General features: G+C 63.7%; 16 protein-coding genes. 2 read left to right on the top strand and 14 right to left on the bottom strand.

Going from position 1 to position 25,128, the window contains the following annotated elements:
* Positions 1–91: 91 nt before the first annotated feature.
* Entirely contained in the window at positions 92–1,282 is a 1,191-nt protein-coding gene (locus AC0L3C_RS19460; RefSeq protein ID WP_473408721.1) for an acyltransferase family protein, read from the top strand.
* 56 nt (positions 1,283–1,338) lie between these two features.
* Here the strand turns inward: AC0L3C_RS19460 and AC0L3C_RS19455 are convergent, their stop codons facing one another.
* From AC0L3C_RS19455 to AC0L3C_RS19400, 12 genes are all read right to left on the bottom strand, one after another.
* On the bottom strand, positions 1,339–1,614 hold the full coding sequence (locus AC0L3C_RS19455; RefSeq protein ID WP_473408720.1) for a DUF1488 family protein: 276 nt from the start codon (positions 1,612–1,614) through the stop codon (positions 1,339–1,341).
* 77 nt (positions 1,615–1,691) lie between these two features.
* Positions 1,692–3,170, bottom strand: a complete 1,479-nt coding sequence (locus tag AC0L3C_RS19450; RefSeq protein ID WP_473260935.1) for an AMP nucleosidase — start codon at positions 3,168–3,170, stop codon at positions 1,692–1,694.
* A gap of 178 nt (positions 3,171–3,348) precedes the next feature.
* Positions 3,349–4,683, bottom strand: a complete 1,335-nt coding sequence (locus AC0L3C_RS19445; RefSeq protein WP_473408719.1) for an HlyD family type I secretion periplasmic adaptor subunit — start codon at positions 4,681–4,683, stop codon at positions 3,349–3,351.
* Positions 4,680–6,425 (bottom strand): type I secretion system permease/ATPase, encoded by a 1,746-nt coding sequence (locus AC0L3C_RS19440; protein ID WP_473408718.1) that lies wholly within the window; start codon positions 6,423–6,425, stop codon positions 4,680–4,682. The genes AC0L3C_RS19445 and AC0L3C_RS19440 overlap by 4 nt, the downstream gene beginning before the upstream one ends.
* 260 nt (positions 6,426–6,685) lie before the next feature.
* Complete coding sequence (locus AC0L3C_RS19435) at positions 6,686–6,955, bottom strand: GlsB/YeaQ/YmgE family stress response membrane protein (RefSeq protein ID WP_007605178.1); 270 nt, start codon at positions 6,953–6,955, stop codon at positions 6,686–6,688.
* Positions 6,956–7,050: 95 nt separating this feature from the next.
* Positions 7,051–8,028, bottom strand: coding sequence for an ABC transporter ATP-binding protein (locus AC0L3C_RS19430; protein ID WP_473408717.1), 978 nt, complete (start codon positions 8,026–8,028; stop codon positions 7,051–7,053).
* The gene (locus tag AC0L3C_RS19425; RefSeq protein WP_473408716.1) at positions 8,025–9,440 is read right to left on the bottom strand and encodes an amidase; all 1,416 of its coding nucleotides are present in this window, start codon (positions 9,438–9,440) and stop codon (positions 8,025–8,027) included. Before AC0L3C_RS19425 ends, AC0L3C_RS19430 begins: the two co-directional genes overlap by 4 nt.
* Positions 9,437–9,634 carry a hypothetical protein gene (locus AC0L3C_RS19420; protein ID WP_473260946.1) on the bottom strand — a complete coding sequence of 66 codons (198 nt, stop codon included), beginning with the start codon at positions 9,632–9,634 and terminating at the stop codon, positions 9,437–9,439. The genes AC0L3C_RS19425 and AC0L3C_RS19420 overlap by 4 nt, the downstream gene beginning before the upstream one ends.
* On the bottom strand, positions 9,631–10,692 hold the full coding sequence (locus AC0L3C_RS19415) for an ABC transporter ATP-binding protein (protein ID WP_473260949.1): 1,062 nt from the start codon (positions 10,690–10,692) through the stop codon (positions 9,631–9,633). Before AC0L3C_RS19415 ends, AC0L3C_RS19420 begins: the two co-directional genes overlap by 4 nt.
* A 2-nt stretch (positions 10,693–10,694) precedes the next feature.
* Positions 10,695–11,597 (bottom strand): ABC transporter permease, encoded by a 903-nt coding sequence (locus AC0L3C_RS19410; protein WP_473408715.1) that lies wholly within the window; start codon positions 11,595–11,597, stop codon positions 10,695–10,697.
* Positions 11,598–11,599: 2 nt separating this feature from the next.
* Positions 11,600–12,553, bottom strand: a complete 954-nt coding sequence (locus AC0L3C_RS19405) for an ABC transporter permease (RefSeq protein ID WP_473408714.1) — start codon at positions 12,551–12,553, stop codon at positions 11,600–11,602.
* Between the two features lie 195 nt (positions 12,554–12,748).
* Positions 12,749–14,407 (bottom strand): ABC transporter substrate-binding protein, encoded by a 1,659-nt coding sequence (locus AC0L3C_RS19400; RefSeq protein WP_473408713.1) that lies wholly within the window; start codon positions 14,405–14,407, stop codon positions 12,749–12,751.
* Positions 14,408–14,617: 210 nt separating this feature from the next.
* Here AC0L3C_RS19400 and AC0L3C_RS19395 point away from each other — a divergent pair, with 210 nt between their 5' ends.
* A complete protein-coding gene (locus AC0L3C_RS19395; RefSeq protein WP_473260957.1) occupies positions 14,618–16,213 on the top strand; it encodes an ABC transporter substrate-binding protein in 1,596 nt (531 codons plus the stop codon).
* A gap of 200 nt (positions 16,214–16,413) precedes the next feature.
* On the opposite strand, the gene AC0L3C_RS19390 is transcribed toward AC0L3C_RS19395, so the two are convergent.
* Entirely contained in the window at positions 16,414–18,645 is a 2,232-nt protein-coding gene (locus tag AC0L3C_RS19390) for a CHASE2 domain-containing protein (protein WP_473408712.1), read from the bottom strand.
* 157 nt (positions 18,646–18,802) lie between these two features.
* Complete coding sequence (locus AC0L3C_RS19385) at positions 18,803–25,006, bottom strand: beta strand repeat-containing protein (protein WP_473408711.1); 6,204 nt, start codon at positions 25,004–25,006, stop codon at positions 18,803–18,805.
* Positions 25,007–25,128 lie beyond the last annotated feature (122 nt).

Raw genomic sequence — 25,128 nt, 5'->3', positions numbered from 1 at the left:
GAGTTTTAACCAGTGGTTGCTTTGCTCATCTATCTCTAGGCGCGATTTGGCCCTCGCACGGTCTAAGTCTTTCGAGACTTGAAGGATAAAATTGAAGTCATCAGCAGGTTTGCACTTTATCGGGCTTGACCACGTTCGGGCAGTCGCGGTGCTCATGGTTTTCGCTTGGCACTTCACGCATGCCGCTGGTGCTTATCCTGAAACCTTCGAGGGCGCCCCGGCTGTGTTTCCGCTGGCCCTGTTTGACGAAGGTCACACCGGAGTGGCGCTTTTCATGACGCTCAGCGGATATCTGTTCGCGAAGTTGCTTGACGGCAAAACGATAAACTACCGTGCATTTTTCTGGAACCGTTTGATCCGGCTCGCCCCGCTCCTGGTCCTCGTCCTCATCCTGATCGGGATCATCAGGCATGCGGAGGGCGAGAGGCTTGGTGGATACCTCGCAGATCTAGCGAAGGGATTCGTGGTCCCAGCTTGGCCGAATGGCGCGTGGTCCATCACCATCGAAATGCATTTCTATATCGCGCTGCCCTTTCTGATCTACGCGAGCAGGCGCCATAAGTGGACACCACTCATCTTCGTGGGAGCAGCAATTGCCCTACGCTCCATCATCTTCCTATTGGTCGGCGAAGTAGAATATTTCGCGTACTACACGATCATTGGCCGCATAGATCAGTTCGCTTTGGGCATCACCGCGTTCAGCTATCGACACATTTTCACCGGAAGACACCTTTCCGCCATTGGAATACTCACAGCGTTCACTGTGGGGTTCTGGATGTTCGACATTGCCGGTGGCTACTACGGAACAGAGCGCAATCCGCTATGGATAATCCTCCCGACCGCCGAAGCCGTCGCTTACTCGTCGCTTGTCGCCTACTATGACACCAGTTTCAGGCTGAGGAACGCTGGCCTTTCATGGGCGTTCTCGAAGATTGGCGAATATAGCTATTCGATCTACCTGCTGCATACGTTCTTCGTGGTCGAACTAGCGGAGTTCGTTCAACGCCACGTCATGGACATTTCGAACTTCTACGTCGCATTGGCGTGGTCATTCGCCTGCTTCACCCTGATGATTCCGATCGGGATCATCAGTTTCGTTTACGTGGAAGCGCCTTTTCTCCGGCTTCGTCGCGTCTATACAAAGCCAACTGCACGAGTCGCATGTCCGCAAGCGGTCCTTCTTGGAAGTCCGACAACGTCCGCTTTCGCGCCGCTGTTGGAGGACAAGCGGACATCACGCGCGCCTACTCTTAGCACCAGATTTTCTAAGTACGCACCCTAGATCTTGACCAACCGATGAACTGCCCCGGAGCATGATTGCGGAGGCCGGAGGCGGAACTACGGCTGTAAATGTCGCGTAAAGATCCGCACCACATGACCCCTGACCCGCGGCGCCTCGTCGTAGAGGTCTGACGCAAGCCGCTCGATGGTCGCGCGCAGCGACAGGAACTGGGCCTGCCGGGCGCTGCTTTCGGTGCCCTGCATGCCCGCAAGCTCGTCCATCGCGGCGTCGCTGATCTGGCACTGCACGACCTCGCCGTCGTTCAGCATGGTGAAGCGAAAGGCGAGCCGTTCGAGATCATGGCCAATGATCCTGTCGCGCATGAGTGGCATCAAGTCGTCCCGGTCGACCCCCGCGCCGAAAATGCCGAAAATCCCGCTGCTTGTCAGCAGCAAAGGCAATCCATCGCCTACTGAAACGCAACTTCGGCGAAACTGCGGAGCTTTCGCGAATGCAGTCGCTCGGATTCCTGCTGCTTGAGCCGTTCCAGCGCCTTCAAACCGATCTCGAGATGCTGGCCGACGCGGCGGCGGTAGAATTCGCTGGCCATGCCCGCGAGCTTGATCTCGCCGTGCAGCGGCTTGTCGGAGACGCACAGCAGCGTGCCGTAGGGCACGCGAAAGCGGTAACCGTTGGCGGCAATCGCGGCCGATTCCATGTCGAGCGCAACCGCGCGCGACTGCGACAAGCGGCGAATGACATCGGGCCCGCTGATCTCCCAATTGCGGTTGTCGACGCTCGCGACGGTGCCGGTACGCATCAGGCGCTTGAGCTCGAAACCTTCGAGCCCGGTGACGTCCTCGACGGCCTCCTCGAGCGCCACCTGCATCTCCGCGAGCGCCGGGATCGGCACCCACAGCGGCAACTCACGATCGAGCACATGGTCCTCGCGCACATAGCCATGCGCGAGCACGTAGTCGCCGAGCCGCTGCGTGTTGCGCAGGCCCGCGCAATGGCCGAGCATCAGCCAGGCATGGGGCCGCAGCACGGCGACATGGTCGGTGACGTTGCGCGCGTTCGACGGACCGGTGCCGATGTTGATCAGGGTGATGCCGCGATAGCCGGGCGCGACCAGATGAAAGGCCGGCATCTGCGGCGCCCGCGCGGGCGCAACGCCTGTCGTCGCGCCGCCGCTGCGCGTGATCACGTTGCCTGGAGCAACGAAAGCGTCGAGGCCGGCCTCGCCAGCCTGAAGCCGCTGCTGGCAGAGCTGCGCGAAGGCGTCGACGTAGAACTGGTAGTTGGTGAAGATCACGAAGTTCTGGAAATATTCGGGGTCCGTGCCCGTGTAATGGTAGAGCCGGCGCAGCGAGTAATCGACGCGGGCTGCCCGAAACAGGGACAGCGGCTCGGGCGCGCCGGGCTGAAGCTCGAAAGTGCCATCGGCGATGGCATCGTCCATGGTGGCCAGATCCGGCACGTCGAACGCATCGCGCAGCGACCGCGTCACCGACGAATTCTCGCTGGTGGTGATGGCGGCTTCGATGTTGATGTCGCGGCGGTAGGCGAAGTGAACGGGGATCGGTTCGCTGGACTCGCCGATTTCGACCGGGACGCCGTGGTTCTGGATCAACAGCCCGATCTGCTCGGTGAGATAGGTCCGGAACAGATCGGGACGCGTGACGCTGGTCTCGTGCACCCCGGGCCGCGCGACGAAGCCGTAGGCGAGACGCGAATCCAGCCGCGCATGCGTCGCGGTGGTGACACGGACGAAGGGATAGAAGGCCCGCACCCGCGTCGTGATTGCCTCGCCGTTGACGTAAGCTTCGAACCGGTCACGCAGGAACTTCGTGTTGCGCTCGTAGATCTCTTCGAGGCGGGCGACGGCGAGGCCAGCCTCGGAAAAGGACTCGGTCGCGACGGAGGGTGGGGATTGGATGGATTGCATTGTTCGACGCCGGGTTGCTGGGGCTGAATCGAACTATAGCAAGAAAACTAAAGCAAAAAAGAAGCCGCCCGTCACTGCGAGCGTAGCGAAGCAATCCAGAAATCCCGCCGCGGAGGCAACCTGGATTGCTTCAATACGCTCGCAATGACGAAAGGAGGCGAGGATGCGCTTCCGCGCGTCACTTCTCCCTGAACGCCCGCATGAACTGGTCGTGCAGCGGCTTCATCAGATAGGACAGCATGGTGCGGTCGCCGGTCTGGACGAAGGCTTCCGCGGGCATGCCGGGGATCAGCCTGGAATCACCGAGCTTGGCGACCTCCTCTGCGGACAGCGAGACGCGGATGGTGTAGTAGCTCTGGCCGGTGCGCTGATCGGTGGTGACGTCGGGCGAGACGCGGCTGACGACGCCGTTGAGCTCGGGCGTAGTGCGCTGGTTGAAGGCGGACAGGCGCAGCAGAGTCTTCTGACCGATCTGCAGCTTGTCGATATCGACCGGATTGACCTTGGCTTCGACCTGGAGATCGTCGGCCTGCGGCACGATCAGCATGAGGGCGTCGCCGGCGGTGATGACACCACCAACGGTATGCACCGTCGATTGCAGCACCATGCCGTCCTGCGGCGCGCGGATGTCGACGCGGCGAAGCTGGTCCTCGGCGGCGACCTTGCGCTCGATCATTTCGCCGATCTTGTCGTTGGTCTCGCGCAGGTCCTTCGAGACCTCGCTGACCATGTCCTTGTCGACCTGGATGATCTGGAGCTCGGTCTCGGTGATCTTGCCCTTGGCCTGCGCGCGCGAGGCGATGTATTGCGCGCGCTCGCCGTTGAGGCGGGCGCTATCGCGTTCGAGCGTGGTCAGGCGCGAGATCTGCACCAGGTGCTTGTCATAGAGATCGCGGACACCCACGAGCTCCTGCTGCACCAGTGAGATTTCCCTGTCCTTGGCCCGCTCCTGCGCGGAGAGGCCCTCGATCTCCTCGTTGAGCTGCTGGATGCGCTCGCGCAGCTGCGCCTTCTGGCCGGCACGTCCGTTGACGCGGACGTCGAACAGCTTGGTTTCGGCGGAGAGCAGCGCCTTGACGTCGGGATCGTTGCCGCGATCGAGCAGCGCTTGCGGGTAGTCGATCCTGTCGATCCCGCGCTGCTCGGCCTGGAGCCGCGCCGCACGCGCCTGCGCCGCGTCGAGATTCTTGGTGACGATGGCGAGATTGGCCTTGGTGACGGTGTCGTCGAGCCGCACCACGATGTCGCCGGACTTGACCACGTCGCCGTCGCGAGCACGCACCTCGCCGACGACGCCGCCGGTCGGATGCTGCACTTTCTTGACGTTGGATTCGACCACGATCTGACCCGGCGCGATCAGCGCGCCGGAAATTTGCACCGTCGAAGCCCAGCCGCCGAGGCCGACCAGGAGGACCAGCACGATCCCAAGCCCGAGCATCAGGTGGAACCGGATCGACTGCCGTACGGTCCGCTTCGCGGCGGGCTTCGCCCCGCCGAGCGCCATCGTGCTCATGCCTTGGCTCCGCCTTCGCTAACGATCTTGATCGGCGCCGGCGGCGTCACGCGCGGCTGAAGCACCTGGGCGAGCACCTGCTCCTTCGGCCCGAAGGCCTGCATGCGGCCGTCGCGCAGCACCAGGATCTGGTCGACCGCTTCCACGCCGATCGGACGGTGCGCCACCACGATGACGATGGCGCCGCGCTCGCGCGCCGCGCGGATGGCGCGGGTCAGCGCTTCGTCGCCTTCGGTATCGAGATTGGAATTGGGCTCGTCGAGCACGATCAGGAACGGGTTGCCATAGAGCGCGCGCGCCAGCGCCACGCGCTGTGCCTGGCCCGCGGAGAGCGCCGTGCCCTGCTCTCCGACCTGGGTGTTGTAGCCCTCGCGCATCTTGATGATCATCTCGTGCACGCCGGCTTCCTTGGCGGCAGCGATGATGCCGTCAGAGTTGGCCTCGGGATCGAAGCGGCTGATGTTCTGCGCGATCGTGCCGCCGAATAATTCGACGTCCTGCGGCAGATAGCCGATATGGCGGCCAAGCACGTCCGACGACCACTGGTCGAGCGCCGCACCGTCGAGCCGTACCTTTCCGCGGACCGGTTGCCAGACGCCGACCAGCGCGCGGATCAGCGACGACTTGCCGGAGCCGCTCGGTCCGATCACGCCGAGGCCGTTGCCGGCTTCGAGCGCAAAGGTGATGTCCTGCACGATGAGACGCTGGTCGCCCGGCGGCACCATGGCGATGCCTTCGACCGAGAGGCGGCTGGTGGGCGCCTGTAACTGAGTCGGCATCGTCTGCGCCGGCATCTGCTCCAGAAGGCGGGTCAGGCGGTGCCAGCTCTGGCGTGCCGCGACAAAGGATTTCCAGTGCGCGATCGCGAGGTCGACCGGCGCAAGCGCACGGGCTGAGAGGATCGAGCCGGCGATGATGATGCCGGCGGTCGCTTCCTGGTGGATGACCAGATAGGCGCCGACCGCGAGCACGGCCGATTGCAACATCATGCGCAGAACTTTTGCGACCGCGCCGAGACCGCCGGCGACGTCGCTCGCACGCTGGTTGCCGTCGAGATATTTTTCGTTGGCCTCGCTCCAGCGCGCGTTCATCCGGCCGGCCATGCCCATCGACACCATGACTTCGGCATTGCGGCGGCTGGCCTGGGCGAGATCGTTGCGCTGGGCGGCAAGCCCCATCGCCTCTTTCGCCGGCTGGCGGGACATGAACTCGGTGACCAGCGTCAGCCCGACCAGGATGACGGCGCCGACCAGCGCGGTGACGCCAATCATGACGTGGAAGGCGAAGCAGATGGCGAGATAGAGCGGCAGCCAGGGCAGGTCGAAGAACGCGCTCGGGCCCATGCCGCCAAGAAAGGAGCGGACATTGTCGAGATCGCGCAGCGGCTGAAGCCCCTCGTTGCGGCTGCCGACCAGCAGCGGCAGGCGCACGATGGTGTCGAACACCCGCTTGTTCAGGGCTTCGTCCAGCGCGGTGCCGACCCGGCCCAGGATCCGATTGCGGATCATGTCCAGCACGCCCTGCGCCATATAGAGGAAACTGGCGAGGACAATCAGGCCGACCAGGGTCGGAATGCTGCGGCTCGGCAGCACCCGGTCGTAGACCTCCAGCATGAAGATCGACCCGGTCAGATAGAGCAGGTTGATCATGCAGCTCATCAAGCCGACGCCGACAAACGCCGTGCGACAGGCGCGCAGCGCATCACCGAGCTCTGAGCGGCGGACGCCGGGAACGGCTGCCATCAGTCTGATCTCTTTCGGGTAGGGGCCAAAGCCCCTGATTTCAAAGGCAAATTCAGGAGTAATTGACCCGGATTAACATCGCGTTTGCGCTCATCGCCCAACGCAGTCGAACACCCGGGACCCCTATAGCCCACATCACCCGCGACCGGCCTTGCACGCAAGTCCGGAATCCCACGATCTTGCGGCTTTTTCTTGCAGACATGTCACCTCTCCCCGGGCGGGGAGAGGTCAAAAGTTCGATCAATTGAACTCGGGCGCCATTAGAACCGGCCGCCGCCGCGGACCAGCCGCACCACCAGCAGCAGGATGACCGCGCCGATCGCGGAATATATGATCTCCGAGATCAGTCCGGTGCCGATGTGAATGCCAAGCTTCGGAAACAGGAAGCTTGCCACCAGCGCGCCGGCGATGCCGACCACGATGTCGCCGATGATGCCGAACCCGGTTCCGCGCACCACCTTGCCGGCCAACCAACCAGCCACCAGGCCGACGAACAGGATGACAAGCAGGCCTTCATTGGAAATGTACATAAGTGAGGTCCCTCTCCGTGAACGGTTCCATGGAAGCGGAACCGGGATGAACGAGGTCTGAATGCTGTTCGCCGCTCGCCGCTTGGAGTCCAAAATCACGACAGCGCGGTGACCGGCTCCGCCAGCACGCACCGTGCCGCCCGGCCCGGCCCGACCTCCACGCTCCCAGGCAGCTGCTCCAGACAGCGCGGCTGGGCTACGGCGCAGCGGGGCGCAAAGGAGCAGTTGTGCGGCTTCTCGCCGAGCGACGGCGGGGTGCCGGGGATGGTCTCGAGCCGCTGTCCCCGCTTGGCCCCGTGGACGGTCGAGGCGAGCAGACCCTTGGCGTAGGGATGCACCGGCGACCGGACGATGTCGCGAAGCGTGCCCTGCTCCACGATCTGGCCGGCATACATCACCGCGACCCGGTCGCAGATCTCGATGGCGACCCCGATGTCATGGGTGACGAAGATGACGGACATGCCGAACTCGCGCTGCAATTCACGCAACAGCAGCAGGATCTGGATCTGCACGGTGGCATCGAGCGCCGTGGTCGGCTCGTCCGCGAGCAATATCTTGGGACGACAGGCGAGCGCCAGCGCGATCATGGCGCGCTGACGCATGCCGCCGGACATCTCATGCGGATAGGCATCGAGCCGGCGTTTTGCGGAAGGAATGCGCACGACGTCGAGCATTTCGAGTGCGCGCGCCCTGCCCTCCGCATAAGACTTGCCCTCGTGACGCACCACGCTTTCGGCGATCTGCGCGCCAATGGTGTAGACCGGGTCGAGCGCGAGCGCCGGCTCCTGAAAGATCATCGACACGGTCTGGCCGCGAAACGACGACAGCTGCTCGTCGTTCATGGCGAGCACGTCGCGGCCCATGACGTTGACCTTGCCCGTGATCTGCGTGCGCTTCTTCGGCAACAGCCGCATCAATGCACGCAAGGTCACGCTCTTGCCTGAGCCGGACTCTCCGAGCAGGCCCAGCACCTCGCCGTCGCCGAGCGAGAGGCTGAGATCGTTCACGGCATAGACCGTACGCTCGCCGGTGAAGCGGATGTTGAGGCCTGCGATCTCGACGAGCTTTGTCATGACGGAAGTTTCGGCAGCCTGTCGTGGTAGTCGGTGGCGCGCTGGAATGCGGCACCGATGGTGAGCAAGGTCGCCTCATCGAAGGAGCGGCCGATCAGCTGCATGCCGATCGGAAGGCCGCTTTTGGTGAAGCCCGAGGGCACCGTGAGCGACGGCAGGCCGAGGTAATTCACCGGACGGGTGAACAGCGTCAGCCGCTGCAATAGCGCCGGCGCGTTCGGCCCGCCGCCGACGTCGCTCTCCTCGATCGTCGGCGCCGGCACCGGGGACGCCGGCGCGATGATCGCATCGACACCCGATGTCGCAGCGTTGTGCGCGGCGAGCGCAGGTCCGCGCCAGCGCATTGCCTCGAGATAGGTGATGGCGGGGACCGCGAGCCCGTTCTGGAGCCGCATCAATACCTGTGGGCCGTAATCCTGCGGCCGCTCGATCATCCAGCGCTTGTGGAAGGCGGCGGCTTCGGCTGCAAGCACGAGCTGGCTTGCCGAGGACAATTGCCGCTGATCGGGCAGCTCGACCGTGACAATGTCGGCGCCTTCGCGCTTGAGGACCGCGATGGTCTCGTCCAGCACGCGCGCGACCTCGCCGTCGAGATCGTCGACATAGAAGGATGAGGGGACGCCGACCTTGAGGCCCTTCAGCGAGCCCTTGGTCGCGCCGACATAGTCAGACAGCGGCTCACGGCTCGCGGTCGAATCCTCGGGATCAGGGCCGGCCATCAGCGCCAGCAGCAGCGCGCAATCCTCGGCGGTGCGGGCGAGCGGGCCGACCGTGTCGAGCGACTGCGACAGCGGCATCGCGCCGGCGCGGCTGACGCGGCCGACCGTGGTCTTCAATCCCGTGACGCCGCAGAAATGCGCGGGCATGCGGATCGAGCCGCCGGTGTCGGAGCCAAGCGCGGCATAGGTCAATCGCCCCGCGACCGCCGAGCCGGAGCCGGACGACGAGCCGCCGGTAATGTGCGCCACGTTCCAGGGATTGCGCACCGGACCGTAATGGGCGTTGTGGCCAGTCGGGCCATAGGCGAATTCGGCCAGATGCAACGTGCCGAGCCGAACCTGGCCGGCGTCCTTCAGCCGCTGCAAGGCAGTCGAGGTGACGGTCGGAACGAAATCGCGGCGGATCAGCGAGCCGCAGGTCGCGATGTGCCCTGCGTCGTAGTACATATCCTTGTGCGCGAGCGGCACGCCGTGCAACGGACCGCGGACTTCGCCCTTGGCGAGTTCGGCGTCGGCGGCATCGGCGGCCTTCAGCGCCGCCTCTGCCTCGATCGACATGAAAGCGTTGAGATGCGGCTGCCATTGCGCGATGCGATGCAGCAGCGCGCGCGTCACCTCATGCGAGGACACCTGCTTCATCGCGATTGCGCGCGCGACCTCGGTGAGCGTCATCAATGCAGGCTCGGTGCTCATTTCGAGACCTTGGCAGTCTGCGCGATCGGATAGAACGCGGGCTCTAGATCGAACGGCAACGTGCCGGCAATGGCCGCAAAGCCCTCGAAGGCCGGTCCGATGGAATTGGAGATGCGCGTCGCAATCTCATCGTCGACGGGAACACCTGCGACCTGTGCCGTCGCCTTGATCTCTTTTGTCGTCGGTCTCGTCATGCGGTTTCCTCCTTCGGCGCGCGGCTATGGCCTGAACCCGGGATCGCCATGTAGCACGCGGCCTCATGGCCCATATTATCCAGCGCGGTGAGTTTTGGTGTCGCATTTGCGCAGAGCGGCTCCGCAAACGGGCAACGGGTATGGAAGCGGCAGCCCGAGGGTGGATCGATCGGATTGGGCGGATCGCCCGTGATCGGCGGCGTCTCGGTGCGACGATCCGGATCCGAAGACGGCATCGCGGCAAGGAGTGCGCGCGTATAGGGATGTGCCGGCTGGTCCCAGACCTCGTCGACCGGGCCGAGCTCGACGACCTCGCCGAGATACATCACCAGCACACGATCGCTGATGTAGCGGACGACGTTGAGATCGTGGCTGATGAAGAGATAGGTCAGGCCGAACTCGCTCTTGAGATCGGCGAGCAAATTGAGCACCTGCGCCTCGACAGATTTGTCGAGCGCGGAGACCGCTTCGTCGAGAATCACTAGACGCGGCGATAGGGCCAACGCACGCGCGATGTTGACGCGCTGGCGCTGGCCACCGGATATCTCATGGGGGTAGCGGTTGGCGAAGTTTGCGGGAACCAGGCCCACCTTGCCCAGCAGCTCGCGCGCCAGCACGCGCGCAGCGCCGTCGGCCATACCGTGCACCTTTGGGCCGAAGGCGATCGATTCCTCAATTGTCAGGCGCGGATTGAGCGAGGCGTAGGAGTCCTGGAACACCATCTGCATGCCGCGGCGCAGCTCGCGCAGGGAGAGCGACTGGCCGACGCTCATGCCGTCATAGATGATGTCGCCGGTGTCGCGCGGCATCAGATGCATGAGCAGCCGCGCGGTGGTCGATTTGCCGCAACCGGACTCGCCGACGATGCCGACGGTCTCGCCCTTGGCGACAGAGAAGGAAACATTGTCGACGGCACGCACGGTGCGCTTTGCGGCGAACAGGCCGCCTCGCACCGGAAAATGCTTGGTCAGGCCGTTGACCTGAAGCAGCGGTTGGGCGACGCCGCCGAGGTCTTCGATCGGCTCCAGCATCGTGACGGACGCGTTGGTTTCGCTCATGGCTAGTTCCTGATGTCCATGGCGCTGCGCAGGCCGTCCGAGAGCAGGTTGAAGCAGATCGAGACCGCGAAGATCATCGCACCGGGGAGCGCGGCGACCCAGGGATTGACATAGATCGCGGTCCGCAAGGTATTCAACATCAGGCCCCATTCCGGCTCCGGCGGTTTGGTGCCGAGACCCAGGAAGGACAGGCCTGCCGCGAGGATCATCGAGACCGAGATGAGGCTGGTCGCATAGACGAAGATCGAACCGAGCACATTGCCGAGGATATGCACGCGCATGATGGTGAATGGACCGGCACCGGAGGCGCGCGCGGCATCGACGAAGTCCATGTTGCGCACGCCCGTCGTGACGCTTTCGGCGACGCGGGTGATCTGCGGCACGAACACGACCGTCAACGACACGATGGAATTGAGGATGCCCGCGCCCAGCGCGCCAGAGATCGCGATCGCCAGCAGCACGGACGGAAAGGCATAGAACACGTCGATCGTGCGCATGATCGCGGTGTTGAGCTTGCCGCCGACATAGCCGGCAACGAGGCCGAGCGACGTGCCGATGCAGAAGGCGAGGATCACGGGCAAAATGCCGATGAGAAGCGACAGCCGGCCGCCATAGATCAGTCGCGCCAGCATGTCGCGACCGAGCTCGTCGGTGCCGAGCGGGTAGCCTGATGTGCCGATGTGCCGAAGGCGCCGGATCATCGAGCCCTTGTACGGATCTTCCAGACCGAGCCACGGCGCAACGATCGCGGACAGGAAGATCAGCAGCAGCACCAGCGCGCAGACCATGCTGACCTTGTCGCGCCGGATACGACGGCCCACGGTCGCCCAATAGCCGCGCGCCTTGGTCGCGGGCGCGGACTGAAGCGCGGCGTCGGAGGTGACGGAGAGCGGAAGATCGGTCATCGCTAACCCCGCTTGATGCGCGGGTCGATCGCGGCTTGCGCGATATCGACCAGCAGATTGAGGAAGACGAAGAACAGCGCCAGGATCAGGATCGTGCCCTGGAGCAGCGGCAGGTCGCGCTGGAAGATCGCCGAGTTGAGCAGGAAGCCCGAGCCCGGCCAGGAGAACACGGTCTCGATCAGGATCGAGCCGCCGAGCATGTAACCCAATTGAAGTCCCATCACCGCGAGCGCGGTGGGCGCGGCGTTCTTGATGACGTGACGGAACACGCCGCGCTCATGCAGGCCTTTTGCACGCAGCGCCTCGACGAAATCCTGGCTGAGAATGTCGCCGGTCAGCGCGCGCACCGTGCGGGTGACGATGCCCATCGGGATCACCGAGGTCGTGATCGCCGGCAGCACGAGATATTGCAAATGCGCCCAGTCCCAGGCCCAGGCGGCCGAGCCGCCGGGTCCGGCGCCGACGGCGGGCAGCCAGTTCAACTGGACCGAGAAGATGATGACGAGCACCATACCGAGCCAATAATGCGGCACCGAAACGCCGGCGATGGCAAACGACGTCGCCAGCTTGTCGACCCAGGTTTCGCGGAAATAGCCGGCGATCAGGCCGAGCAGGATGCCCATGGTGAAGCCGATGATCGCCGCCGCAATCGCCAGCGTGACGGTGTTGCTGACTGCACGCATGACCTCGGCCAGCACCGGGCGGCCCGTGGCGATGGAATTGCCGAGATCGCCATGAAGCGCGCGGAGCAGCCAAAGCCCGAACTGCACCGGCAGCGGGCGGTCGAAACCGTAGGCGGTGCGGAGCTGCGCGGCGAGCTCCTGCGAGGCGTCGGCCGGCAGCACGGCCACCAGCGGATCGCCCGGCGTGATGTGCACGAGCAGAAAACACACCAGCGCGACGCTGATGACGATCGGAACGACGTAGACGATGCGTCTGGCGATATAGGCGAGCACGTTGTTTCTTTTCTTTCCTTCTCCCCTTGCGGGAGAAGGTGGCGCGAAGCGCCGGATGAGGGGTTGTTTCCGCGAATGATACTGCATCGGCCGAGAGGTCCGCATCCGCGGAGAGAGACCCCTCACCCGGCTTCGCTATCCGCGAAGCCACCCTCTCCCGCAAGGGGAGAGGGTGCACTGAGCAAGCTGAGAGAACTATTGCATCGACACCAGCGAGAAGTCGATGAACCAGCTCTTCGGCTGCACGACGCCCGTCACCTTCGGGCTGATGGCACGGGGGCCGACGTCGTGGGCGACATAGAGGAAGGCTGCGTCGTCGACGGAGGCCGCGTGCAGTTCGGCGAGCGCGGCGTCACGCGCGGCGGGATCGAAGGTCTGCCGCGCCTTCTTCACGAGCTCGTCGAACTTGGGATTGTTGATGAAACCCCAATTGTTCGAGACCGGCGGGGCCATGCCCGATTGCAGGAAGCGCACCAGCGCGAAGAACGGATCCATCGCCGCGTAGGTGACGTTGGTCGCGTTCGAGCCGTTGGCGCTGGGGTCCTTGGCGCCGCGGCGCCAATTGGTGAACAGCGTATTCCACTCGATGACGTCGAGCTGCACATCAAAATAGCATTCGGCCAGCGCCTGCTGCAGATATTCGTTCATCGGCAGCGGCTGCATCTGTCCCGAGCCGGACGCCGAGGTCTGGGTCTTCACCGTCAGCTTCTTGTTCGGGCCGAATCCTGCCTCCTGCATCAGCTTCTGCGCAGCAGCCTTGTCGTACTTGATCTCGAAGGTCGGCTTGCCGCGCCAGGGATGGCCGGGCTCGAAGGTGCCGGTCGCCGGCACCATCAGCCCCGCGAGCAGGCCATCCTTGAGGCCTTCGCGATCAACGCAGAGGTTTGCCGCCTTACGCACGCGGATGTCGTTCCATGGCGAGCCCTCGACGCGCGAGAACTGCCACGGCCAGACATGCGGCTGCTCGTTGGCGTAGAGCTTGAAGCCGCGCTGCTTTAATTCGGGCAACGCGTCCGGCGCCGGTGCCTCGACCCAATCGACCTGCCCGGAGAGCAGCGCCGCGGTGCGCGCATTTGCTTCCGGCATCGGGAGGAGCACCATTTTGTCGACCTTGGGCACGCGGTCCTTGTTCCAGTAGCTCGCATTCTTGACCAGCTCGAGCCGCTCGCGCGGGGTGAACGCGGCCATCTTCCACGGGCCGGTGCCCGCGGCGTCCTTGGCAAACGCGGTCCACGCGGCCTGCGATTTCGCCTTGGCGTCAGCGCCTTCCGCCTTTTCGTAGAAATGCTGCCACTTCGCCGGGCTCGCCATGAAGAGATTGGTGAGGTTGATCGGCAGGAAGCTGTCGGGCTCCTTGGTGGTGAGCTCGACCGTCATGTCGTCGATCTTCTTCGCCGACGCCAGCGTCGGCATGCGCGAGGCCGTGACGCCGACCTGGCTGGCGTCGAATTGCGGCGCATCCTGCTTCAGCACCTTCTCGACATTCCACACCACGGCGTCCGCGTTGAACGGCGAGCCGTCATGGAAGGTGACGCCGGGGCGTAGCTTGAAAGTCCATTTGGTCTTGTCGGCATCGTCGACCTTCCACTCGGTGGCAAGGCCGGGGATCACCACGCTCGCCTTGTCGGCCGAGGACAGGTCCCAGCCGGTGAGCGCGTCATACATGGTGAGGCCGGTGAAGCGGTTGCCCTCAAAGCCCTGATCGGGCTGGCCCAGCGTGCGCGGAATATCGGCAGCAGTCATGGCGATGCGCAGCACGGTTTCGGCACTGGCCGCGCGCGGCCACGCAGCCGCGCTACTGAGCGCCAGCAACGCGATCAGCGCCGCGCGGGTCTTGTTCTTGTTGATAAGCATTGACTCAATCCTTTTCCGGCTTCGATGACTAATTTTGATGCAATCGTATGCAATGCCTATGCCAATGGGGAAACTTATTCTGCAAATTGCCCCTGCGACGACAAGTCCTTGTGATGACGCCTGGGTGAAAGCACCTTGCTGCCTATTCTGGCATCAAGATTGCAGGTTTGGCTCCGATTGTCCTTGAAGCCTTCCCTGGAGTTTTGGCCCATGCGTATCCGACTATCGACGTGTTTCGCCGTGCTTGTGCTGGCGTTGTCCGCGATTCCCGCGGGCGCCGAGACGGTGCTGCGCTACGGCATCTCGATGGCGGACATCCCGCTGACCACCGGCCAGCCCGATCGCGGCGCCGGCGCCTACCAGTTCACGGCCTACACCATCTACGATCCGCTCGTGGCCTGGGAAATGGACGTCGCCGACCGGCCGGGAAAGCTGGTGCCGGGACTGGCCACCGAGTGGAAAGTCGATGCCGAGAACAAGACCAAATGGCGCTTCACCTTGCGCAAGGGCGTGAAGTTTCACGACGGCAGCGAGTTCAACGCCGATGCCGTGATCTGGAATCTGGACAAGGTGCTCAACGACAAGGCGCCGCAATTCGACAAGCGCCAGAGCGCCCAGGTCAAGACCCGCCTGCCCTCGGTCGCGAGCTACGCCAAGATCGACGACTCCACGGTGGAGATCACCACCAAGACGGTCGATTCCTTCTTTCCCTATCAGATGCTGTGGTTCCTGGTGTCGAGCCCGACGCAATACGAGAAGCTCGGCAAGGACTGGGACAAGTTCGCGAGCCAGCCTTCGGGGACCGGCCCGTTCAAATTGACAAAACTGGTGCCGCGCGAGCTCGCCGAGCTCACGAAGAATCCGGATTACTGGAACAAGAAGCGCATTCCCAAGGTCGACAAGCTCGTGCTGGTGCCGATGCCGGAAGCGCTGACGCGCACCAATGCGCTGCTGGCCGGGCAAGTCGATCTGATCGAAACGCCGGCGCCGGATGCCGTGCCGCAGCTCAAGGCCGCCGGCATGAAGCTCGTCGACAACGTCACGCCGCATGTCTGGAATTATCATCTGAGCGTGCTGCCGGGTTCGCCCTGGACCGACATCCGCCTGCGCAAGGCGCTGAACCTCGCGATCGATCGTGAAGCCGTGGTGGGTCTGATGAATGGCCTTGCGAAACCCGCAAAGGGACAGGTCGATCCGTCGAGCCCCTGGTTCGGCAAGCCGAGCTTCGAGCTGAAATACGATGTCGCAGCCGCCAAGAAGCTGGTCGAGGAAGCCGGCTACTCCAAGGCGAAGCCGTTGAAGGCCACCTTCATCATCGCACAGGGCGGCACCGGCCAGATGCTGTCGCTGCCGATGAACGAATTCTTGCAGCAGAGCTTCAAGGAGATCGGCATCGACATCGATTTCAAGGTCGTTGAGCTCGAGACACTCTATACGCACTGGCGCAAGGGCGCGGCCGACGAGATGAACGCAGGCATTACCGCCAACAACATCGCCTACGTCACCTCCGACCCGCTCTACGCCATCGTCCGCTTCTTCCATTCGAGCCAGATCGCGCCGGTCGGCGTCAACTGGGGCGGCTATAAAAATCCGAAGGTCGACGCACTAATCGACGAGGCCAAGCAGACCTTCGACAGCACCAAGCAGGACGAGCTGCTGGCGCAGGCGCACGCGCTGATCGTCGACGACGCCACGCTGGTATGGGTGGTGCACGACACCAACCCGCACGCGCTGTCGCCCAAGGTCAAGCAGTTCGTGCAGGCGCAGCACTGGTTCCAGGACCTGACGACGATCGGGGCGGAGTGAGAGCCAAAGGTCGGCACTCCGCTTCCGCAAACACCACTGTCGTCCTGGCGAAAGCCAGGACCCATAACCACCGAATTTCGTTTGGCGAAGTTTGGTGGTTGGCCGCTCGCCGTAACGACTTCTGCCTGGGGTAATGGGTCCTGGCCTTCGCCAGGACGACAGCGAGGGTGTGGTTAGCTTCAAACCGCGCATCTGCTCCGCTACTTCGTCAGCAGCGCATAAGCCCCGGTCCAGCCTTCCGCCGGTGGATTGACCTGGAATTCCTTGATACGCACTTCATAGAGCTTGAACAGCTTTTCCAGCGTGTCGGCATCTTCGCTCCTGCGGCCGCGTTCGATCGCGTCCAGCGCGCCCTGCCAGTCGCGGCTGCGGTAGCAGGCGAGCATTTCGATGGTGACGTTGCGCAGCCGCTGGAACGCGCCCGAATGCATCACGTCCGCGCGGCCGGCGATGGCGTAGATCACTTCCGGCTCGGTCTTGCCCTTGACCATGATGAAGTCGAGCTCGAGAATCGCGAACTTGTCCTTGGCCGCGAGCGCGGTCCTCGAGCCGACGATAATGGGAAAGCCGTACTCCTTCGACTGGCCTTCGAGGCGCGACGCCAGGTTGACGCTGTCGCCGAGCACGGAATAGTTCTTCTTCAGGTCGGAGCCCATGTTGCCGACCACGCCGATGCCGGTGTTGAGACCGATACCGACATTGAGCGGGATGTAGACGTGGCCGCCATCGATGGCTTCCTGCTCGCGGTCCTTGTTCACCGCATCGATCTTCTCCAGCATCTGGATCGCCGCCTCACAGGCGTTGACCTCGTGCTCGGCATCGTCGAGCGGCGCGTTCCAGAACGCCATGATGGCGTCGCCCATATATTTGTCGATATAGCCCTTCTGATCGATGATCACGTCGGTCAGCGGAGTCAGGAAACGGTTCATCAGCGCGATGAGGCCTTGCGGATCGTGCTTGTAGGTTTCCGATATGGTGGTGAAGCCGCGCACGTCGGAGAACATGATCGTCATTTCGCGCTCCTCGCCGCCGAGGACGAGCTTTTCCGGTGACTGCGCGAGTTGCTCGACCAGCACCGGCGACATGTATTGCGCGAACATGCCGCGGATCTGCACGCGCTGCCGCTGCTCGCGCACGAAGCTCGCGAAGATCAGCGTCAGATAGATCGCGGTGGTCGAGAGCAGCGGATACGTGAAGTCGATCAGATAGCGGTGCTGCGCATAGAAGAACCAGGACACTCCGATCAGGATCGCGGCGAAGGTCGCGCCGGCGAGCACGAGGCGGACCGGTCCGAGGTTCGGCGTGAAGATGATGACGAGCAAGCCGATGACGAGCGCGGCGAGCAGCTCGACGCCGAGCGCATAGTTCGGCTGGGATATCACCGCGCCGCTCAGCACGCTCTCCAGCACCTGGGCGTGGATCTCGACGCCAGGCATGTTTGAGGACACCGGCGTGGTCTTGATGTCATTGAGCCCAACCGCGGAGGTGCCGATCAGCACCAGCTTGCCGGCGATCTTGTTCGGCGGCACGGTATTGTCGAGCACGTCGGCAGCCGAGACGTAGATCGAGGGATCCTGGCGCGCATAATGCACCCAGAGCTGACCGTTCCTGTCGGTTGGGATCTCCACGCCCTTGAGACGCACGGCCCGCACGCCGGTCTTGTCGGTCCGAACCAGCAGCGTCGGCGTGCCCGTGACGACGCGCAAAATCTCGAGGCTGAGCGAGGGCATGACCATGCCCTGGGCGCGCATGATCATCGGCACGCGTCGGATCAGGCCGTCGCGCTCGGTCTTGATCGAGAACAGGCCGCGGCCGGCCGCGACCTTCTCGATCTCGGGCACGTTGCGCAACAGCCCGGGAAATTCGAACAGGAAGCGTTCAGCGCCCTCCTCGCCGACCGTCGCGACGCCGGTGAAGGGCAGCGACTTGTCGACCTCGGACGAAATCGCCCGCTGCCCGGTCTCGCCCAGGATCACGCGCGAGCGCTTGATCGCTTCGGAGAGGATCTGGTCGTTGCTCGGCAGCTCGCGCAGCCTGGCGCGGGTGGCGTCGTCCAGGTACCGCATCTGGCTCGCGACCAGATCCGGATTGAGCCGATCAGCCTCCGAGAACACCACGTCGAAACCGATTGCGACCGCGCCGTGACTGGTGAGGTTCTGGATCAGGTCGGCGATCCGCGTCCGCGGCCAGGGCCATTGGCCGAGCTTGGCGAGGCTCTTGTCGTCGATGTCGACGATCGTGACCGGCCGCGCCGCCTTGTGGCGCGGATCGATCAACTGAAACATGTCGAAGGTGCGCAACCGCAGTTCCTGGATCGGCGGCGGATCCCAGAGGCGAGCGCCGGCAAATACGACGAGCAGCGCAAGGCACATCAGCCGCGCAAACCCCAACTTCCGCGCAAACCACCGCCGCAGGATCTTGAGACGTTTCATTTCAGTAGGACTTCCTGCAAACCCGCACCGCGCCGTGCGCGGCGATAATGGAGCGTCCGTGCGCGGTTGGCCATTCCCTGGATGCGGAGGAGTATGGATTTTTTGCTGCGGTCAAGACCCGTGGCGGTCGCCGATGAGCCAGCTGCGTACCGGGCCGTCAATTGACGTGGAAGATAAAATCGCTGGCCTTGAGATTTGCGGTCACGCTCTTCAGCAGGATCGACTCCTGCTCCAGGACAGGCTCTCCCTCATGCTGACCGATTTCGTGGCTCCAGGACACCAGCGTGTCGCCGGACTGCGGCGTGAAGGAAAGATCGTCCATGGAGCCGACATCCGAGAACTGCCGCAGGTCGATCTTGTCCAGATCGATCGTGAAGTCGTTGATGGTGTGCGAGAAATCGGTGACGGGATGCCCGTTATGGTCATACCCGATCGCAGCCGGCGCGAACACGAACTGATCCTTGCCACCGCCGCCGGTCAGCGTGTCGTTGGTATCGGTGGCGAAAATGACGTCCTTGCCGCCGGCGCCTTGCAGGCTGATCCCCTCGCTGGTGTCGCCGGCCTCGTTGAAGATGAAGTGGACGGTGTCGAACAGGCCCGTGGTCTTGTCCGTCACCGTCAGTGTGATCTGGTCGGTCGCGGGCGGGGTGGCTCCTGGAATGTAGGTGACCCCATCTGCGAGGGCCGAGTTGATATCGTCGAGGTTGCCGCAAGCCGCCCCCGGATCGACACTGCTGTCCGGGTCATGCCCGGTTACGGCCGTCATCTTGAAGTCGTCCGTCGCAGCACCGGAATCGGTGTCGACGACCAAGAGACCGGTGATGGTGTCGGTGTTGAGCTCGTTGCTGTGCGAGACCTGGAAGTGATCGGTGTTGATGACCGGGCCATTGTCGGGAGGCGCCGTCACTTTCGTATCGATAGTGGTGAGGTCGTGCGAGACAGGCGTCGTGCCGCCGGTGCCCGTCGCCGTGAGATCGATCGTCGCGGGCGACGAGGAATCGGTGATTGCACCGATATAGGTGTCGTCGAGGGCATGCACGCCCAACGCATCCGGCGTCCCGGTGAAGCCGTCGGCCGGCACGAAGCGGATCAGCGTATCCAGGCTCAGCACCAGCGCACTCGTGTTGCTGACCGCCCCGACATCAACCCATTGATCGGTGCCGACGAGCTCGTACTGCCAGACGCCCTGATCCGAGGTGGCACTATCCGCGCTAACCGCGATGGCCTGGAAGCTCGCGCTGTCGTCGGCGTCGTCGAACTTGCCGTCGAAGAGAGCGCTGACCTTGGTGCCACCTGGGTCGGTGTTATCTCCACTGACCGACGCCAGCGTCGCGTCACCCAGAGTCGGGGCATCGTTGCTGCCGGCGATGTTGATGACGATGACGCTGTTACCGGCTCCGGTCGGCGTATGGCCGTCGTCCGGCACGATCGTGTATTGTAGCGACAGCGTGTGGCCGGCGGCAAGGAAGTCGAAGGTCTCGCTGCCTGAATTGAAGTCCCACGTAAACGTGGCGTGGGTGGCGGTGCCATCGAGAATGTCCCCGGGCTGCACGGCCAGATAGTTGAGCAGCGTCGCGCTCGAGGGCTCGCCGACGTAGTCGGTCTGGGGCACACCGTCAAAATAGATATCGAGATGATCGACCGCGACCGTCACGTGATCGGTGGCATCGGCATCCGAAACCGTCAGCGTACCATGCTTCACCAATTCCGTATTCGTCTCGAGCAGATCCGCGCCGGAATGGTCGTCCGTTTCCGCCGTGATCGCGGGCGCATCGTTCTTGCCCATGATCGTGACCGTGACCTCGGCTGTATCGGTCTTGCCGTGATGGTCATCAAGGGTGACGGTAGAGACTACCTTGGCGCTCTGGTTCTCGCCGAGGAAGTCCAGCGCTCCGTCGGCGATCGAATAGCTCCAGGAGACCGTGCCGTTGTTCTTGCCGATCTGCGGCAGAAGGGTCAGGGCGTGTTCGAGCGCGGCTTCCTGGCCCGTCAGCGTCAACGGAGTCGTGCCGTCGGTATCGAGCCAGGTCACGGATTGACCTGTGATCTCCGCCGTCGGCCGATCGGTGAGATCGACGTCCTTGAAATCGATCGAGCCGGTCGCGGCCGTGGGCGTCGGGTCGAGTGCCGAAGAGCCGGTGGTGTTCTCGCGTTCGGGGACAGTCGCGGTCAGCGTTGCCGTTGCCGTATCGAACGCCGGCTTGTCGTCATTCGGATTGATCGTGATCAGCGTGCCGCCATGGCCGTCGTCGCTGCCGGCGAAATGATAATTGCTATAGTCGACGCCGGCCGCGAGTTTCAGCGTAATCGTATGATTGTGAGCGTCGCTCACGATGAGTTCGCTGGTCGCGGCGTTATAGGTCGCCGACGTGCCGTCATCATAAACAATGCTCGACAGATCGATCGTATCATGCGCGGACAACGCCGCGATCGATCCGCCGAAGGTCGACGCATCGATCTGAAGATGGGCGCCGTCGCCGTCGAGCGTGATCGTTTGCGTGGCGGTGACCGTACCGTCGAGCTTCAGCAACGCGCCGACGTCGACGGTGACCGAGCCCGAGCCCGACACCGAGCCGAACAGCGTCAGCGCCCCGTCATGGACCTCGATGCTGCCGGCATTGGCGATGGTACCCGTGATCGACGCCGTGCCCCAGCTGTCGATGGTCGCGCAATTCTCGACGCTCAGCCCGGTCCCGGAGATCGACGCGCCATGCAGGTCGATGGCACCGTGGTTGACGATGGACGACGCGTTGCCGAAGACGCCCGAGCCGGCGACCGTCCAGGTGCCGCCGGACTCGTTGTTGAACGTCGCGGTAGCAACCGAGATATTGCCGTTGATGTGGCCGCCATTGTTGATCGTGATAGCGCCGCCGGTCTCGACGATGGCATAGGTCGCAGCGGTCACGGTCGAGGCGACGGCTGGTCCGATCGTTCCGGTGGCGGAATTGTCGATCTGCGCGATGCCGCTCGCGTTCTCCTGGATGAAGATCGCCGCATGGGCGCTCGGGGCCACGATCGATCCGGTATTGGTGATATGGGTCGAGCCGGTCGCACCGACTTCGTTCTGCGCCACACTGATGCCGGCGAGGCTCGTGCTGGTGATACCGCCGTGATTGACGATGGTGACGTCGCCGCTGCCGTTGGCGATGGCAGACACGCCGACCGCACCGATGGCGGAGCCATTATTGGTGACGCTGACGTCGCCCCCACCGTGATCGAAGGCGCCGATAGCGGTACCGGCGGCCGTAATCGAGGAGGTCGCGCCGGTCGTGACTGTGAGGTTGCCGACACCCCAGGTGAACGCCTCGATGCCGTAGCCCGCATCGGCGATAATCGTTGCATCGCTCGTGACGGTGACGTCGCCCTTGACTGCATTCGAGAACGTTCCGGCCCCGCCGGGCTTATAGCCGGCGATGATCCCGCCGGGAGTGGTGCCGTCGTTATTCGAGGTCGAGCCGGAGTGGATCGTGCCATGGGCCTCGACCGAGATCGTACTGCCGATGCCCCCAGCGATCGCGGTGGCGTAGTTGACCGCCACGATGCCGGTGCTGCCAGACGTGATGCTGTCGCCATTCGCCATGGTAACGCTGACGTCGCCCGCATCGATGCTGTAAGCCCTGATGCCGTAGCTCGTCGCACCCGAGATCGTAACATTTGCGCCAAGCGTGACCGTCACGTCGCCAGTGCCGCCGCTCAATGCCGAGGCGTTGATACCGACGCTTTGGGTACCGGAGACCGAAATCGTGGTCCCGGCGAAGCTGGTCACCCTGACGTCGCCATTGCCGTAATTGTAGGCGTCGATGCCATAGCCCGCCGCGGCGTTGATGTTGGCGTGATTGCTGATGATGACGGTGCCGTTGACGTTGGTATTGGCGCTCGATCCGGTCGTGGCACCGGTGTAGCCGGCCTGAATGCCCGCCGGCGTGTTGCCGCTCTGGTTCAGGGTGCTGCCGGAATTGATCGTGCCGTAGGTCGTGACGGTGATGGTGCTGCCGTCCGAGGCGTCGATCGAATTTGCTCGATTGACCGCGATGATGGCCGAGCTGCCCGACGTGACGACGCTTCCGGCCTCCGTCGTGACGGTCTCGCTGCCGCTGCCATAGCTGCGCGCGCGGATACCGTAGACGGAGCTGCCGGTGACGGTACCGCCGGCGTCAACGGCGATGTCCCCGTTGCCCTGCGTGGTCGCGTCGATGCCGTATGCGCCGCCAATAGCGCCGCCGAGCTGGGTGATCGAAATGCCGCCGGCGCTGGCGCTGTTCAAATTCTCGACAAGAACGCCGACCGAATTCGCGCCGGTGCCGGTCGCCTGGCCGGTGAGATTGTTGACAGTGATATCGCCGGCGCCGGTCGCGCTGTCGCGCAACCAGATGCCGTGGCCGGCGAGGCCCTTGATGTCGCCGGTCGCCGTGAACGAGATATCGCCGGTACCGTTCTGAGTGACGGCGACGCCGTTGGCCGCGCCAGTCAGTGCACCGGTGGGCGTGAGAACGATCTTGGCGGGCGTTGCGGATGTGCCGCCCGATGCGGTGAAGTCGAGTGCATCGCCGCTCGATGTCGTGATATCGGCCGCGCCCTTGATCGTGAACGTGCCGGCTTTCGTCGACTGACCGGCAATGGTGCCGGTGAAGCTCTGGCCCGCCACCTTGTCGAGCTGGAGCGTATCGGCGCCGCCGGCAAAGGCAATGGTCTGCGCCGTCGCCCCCGCGAGCTCAAGTGTCGCGCCCTTATCGATGATGACCGAGCCGACACCGCTGAGGCCGCCGGCGAGGTTGAGCGTGCCGGCCTGCACCTCGATGGTGCCGGTGTTCGTGACCATCGCCGAAACGGTGTTGGAGCCGGATACGCCGTAGAGATTGCCGGCATTGCTCAGGCTGCCGCCGTTGATCGAGACGTCGGTCAGATAGAGCTTTGAGGTGCCGTCGACCGCAATCGTCCCGCCGGAATTGGCGACGATGACGCTCGCAAGCTTCAGCGTGCCGCCATGGACCGCCATGATATCGGCGGAGTTGACGATCAGGTCACCGGAAATATCGAGTTCACCACCGTTCGCCTGAATCAGATTGTGATTGGTGATGGTGTGGAGGATGGCAGGATCTATCGTCAGCGTACCGCTGGTCACCGTGATCGTGCCGGTGTTGGTGATGTCGGCGTTGTTGATCGCGCTCGTGCCAGTCGATTCCAGCGTACCGGCAATCGTCACCGTGCCGCCGTCGATGGTCGCGCCCTGGAGATCGAGTGTCGAGCCGGACTCGACCGAGACGATGCCGCCATCGTTGACCACCGTGTTCGAGGTCAGCTTCAGCGTGCCGCTATTGATGGCTGCAAGCGTGCCCGTGTTGGTGACGGCCTCTCCGCTGATGTCGAGCTCGGCGTTGCTGGCCCGGATCATGCCGCTGTTCGTGATGGTGGTAGCGGGAGTCGTCGCCACCAGCGCCAGCAGGCCGCCGAGGGTCGACTCGAGCAGATTGCCGTTCGAGATATTGGCGTCGATGATGGTCGTGGCGCCGGAGGAAGCAAGCGTACCGACGACGGTGAGCGTGCCGCCGGTCAGGGTCGCACCCGCCAGCGTTAGCTTCTTGGTTGCATCGACCTTGACAATGCCGCCGTTGGCGATCGCGCTGCCGGTCACCGTGGCGTCGTCGAGCGTCAGCGTGATGCCGTTTTCGACCGTGATGGCGCCCTTGTTCAGCGCCGCGTTGCCATCGATCTTGCTGTCGCCGGCGACGTTGAGCGTGCCGCCGGACGCACCGTTGAAATTGTTGATGGTGCCGCCTGATATCTCGGTGCCGGCCAGCGTCAGCGTCTGTCCATCATCGATCGTGACGGTATGGCTGGTGTTGGTCAGGATGTCGTTGAGCAGCGTCGCCGCGCCGGCGATCTCCAACGTGCCGTTGTTGGTGATCGCACCCTTGGACGCAGCTGAGGCCCCCTGGACCGTGGCGCCGTCCTTGAGCTTGACGCTGTTGTCGAGCTCGATGCCGGCATTGTCCGTGATCGTCGAGCCCGACACTGTGATGCCGTCCAGCGTCAGCTTGGCATTAGCGCTAACTGCGGCCGTGCTCAGCGTCGCGCCGCCATCGATCGTGCTGGCGCCGGCGACGTCGATCGTGCCGGGGCCGTCGATCGTGCCGCCTGTGATCTCGGTACCGGACAGCGTCAGGGTCTTGCCGCCGTCGACATGGACGGTGTGGCCGGTATTGGTGAGGACGTCGTTGAGCAGCGTCGCCGCGCCGGCAATCTCCAGCGTGCCGGTGTTGGTGATCGGGCCGTCCTCGATCTTGGCGTTGCCAGCCAGTTGCACGGTGCCCTTCAGCACCACGCTGCCGCCGCCGCTGATCGTCGAGCCCGACACCGTCATGCCATCGAGCGTCAGCGCGATGCCGTTCCCGACAGTGACCGTGCTCGTGCTCAGCGTCGCGCCGCCATCGATCGTGCTGGCGCCGGCGACGTCGATCGTGCCGGGGCCGTCGATCGTGCCGC

Source organism: Bradyrhizobium sp. WSM4872 (assembly GCF_055811715.1).
This window is presented reverse-complemented; position numbering and strand designations above follow the sequence as displayed.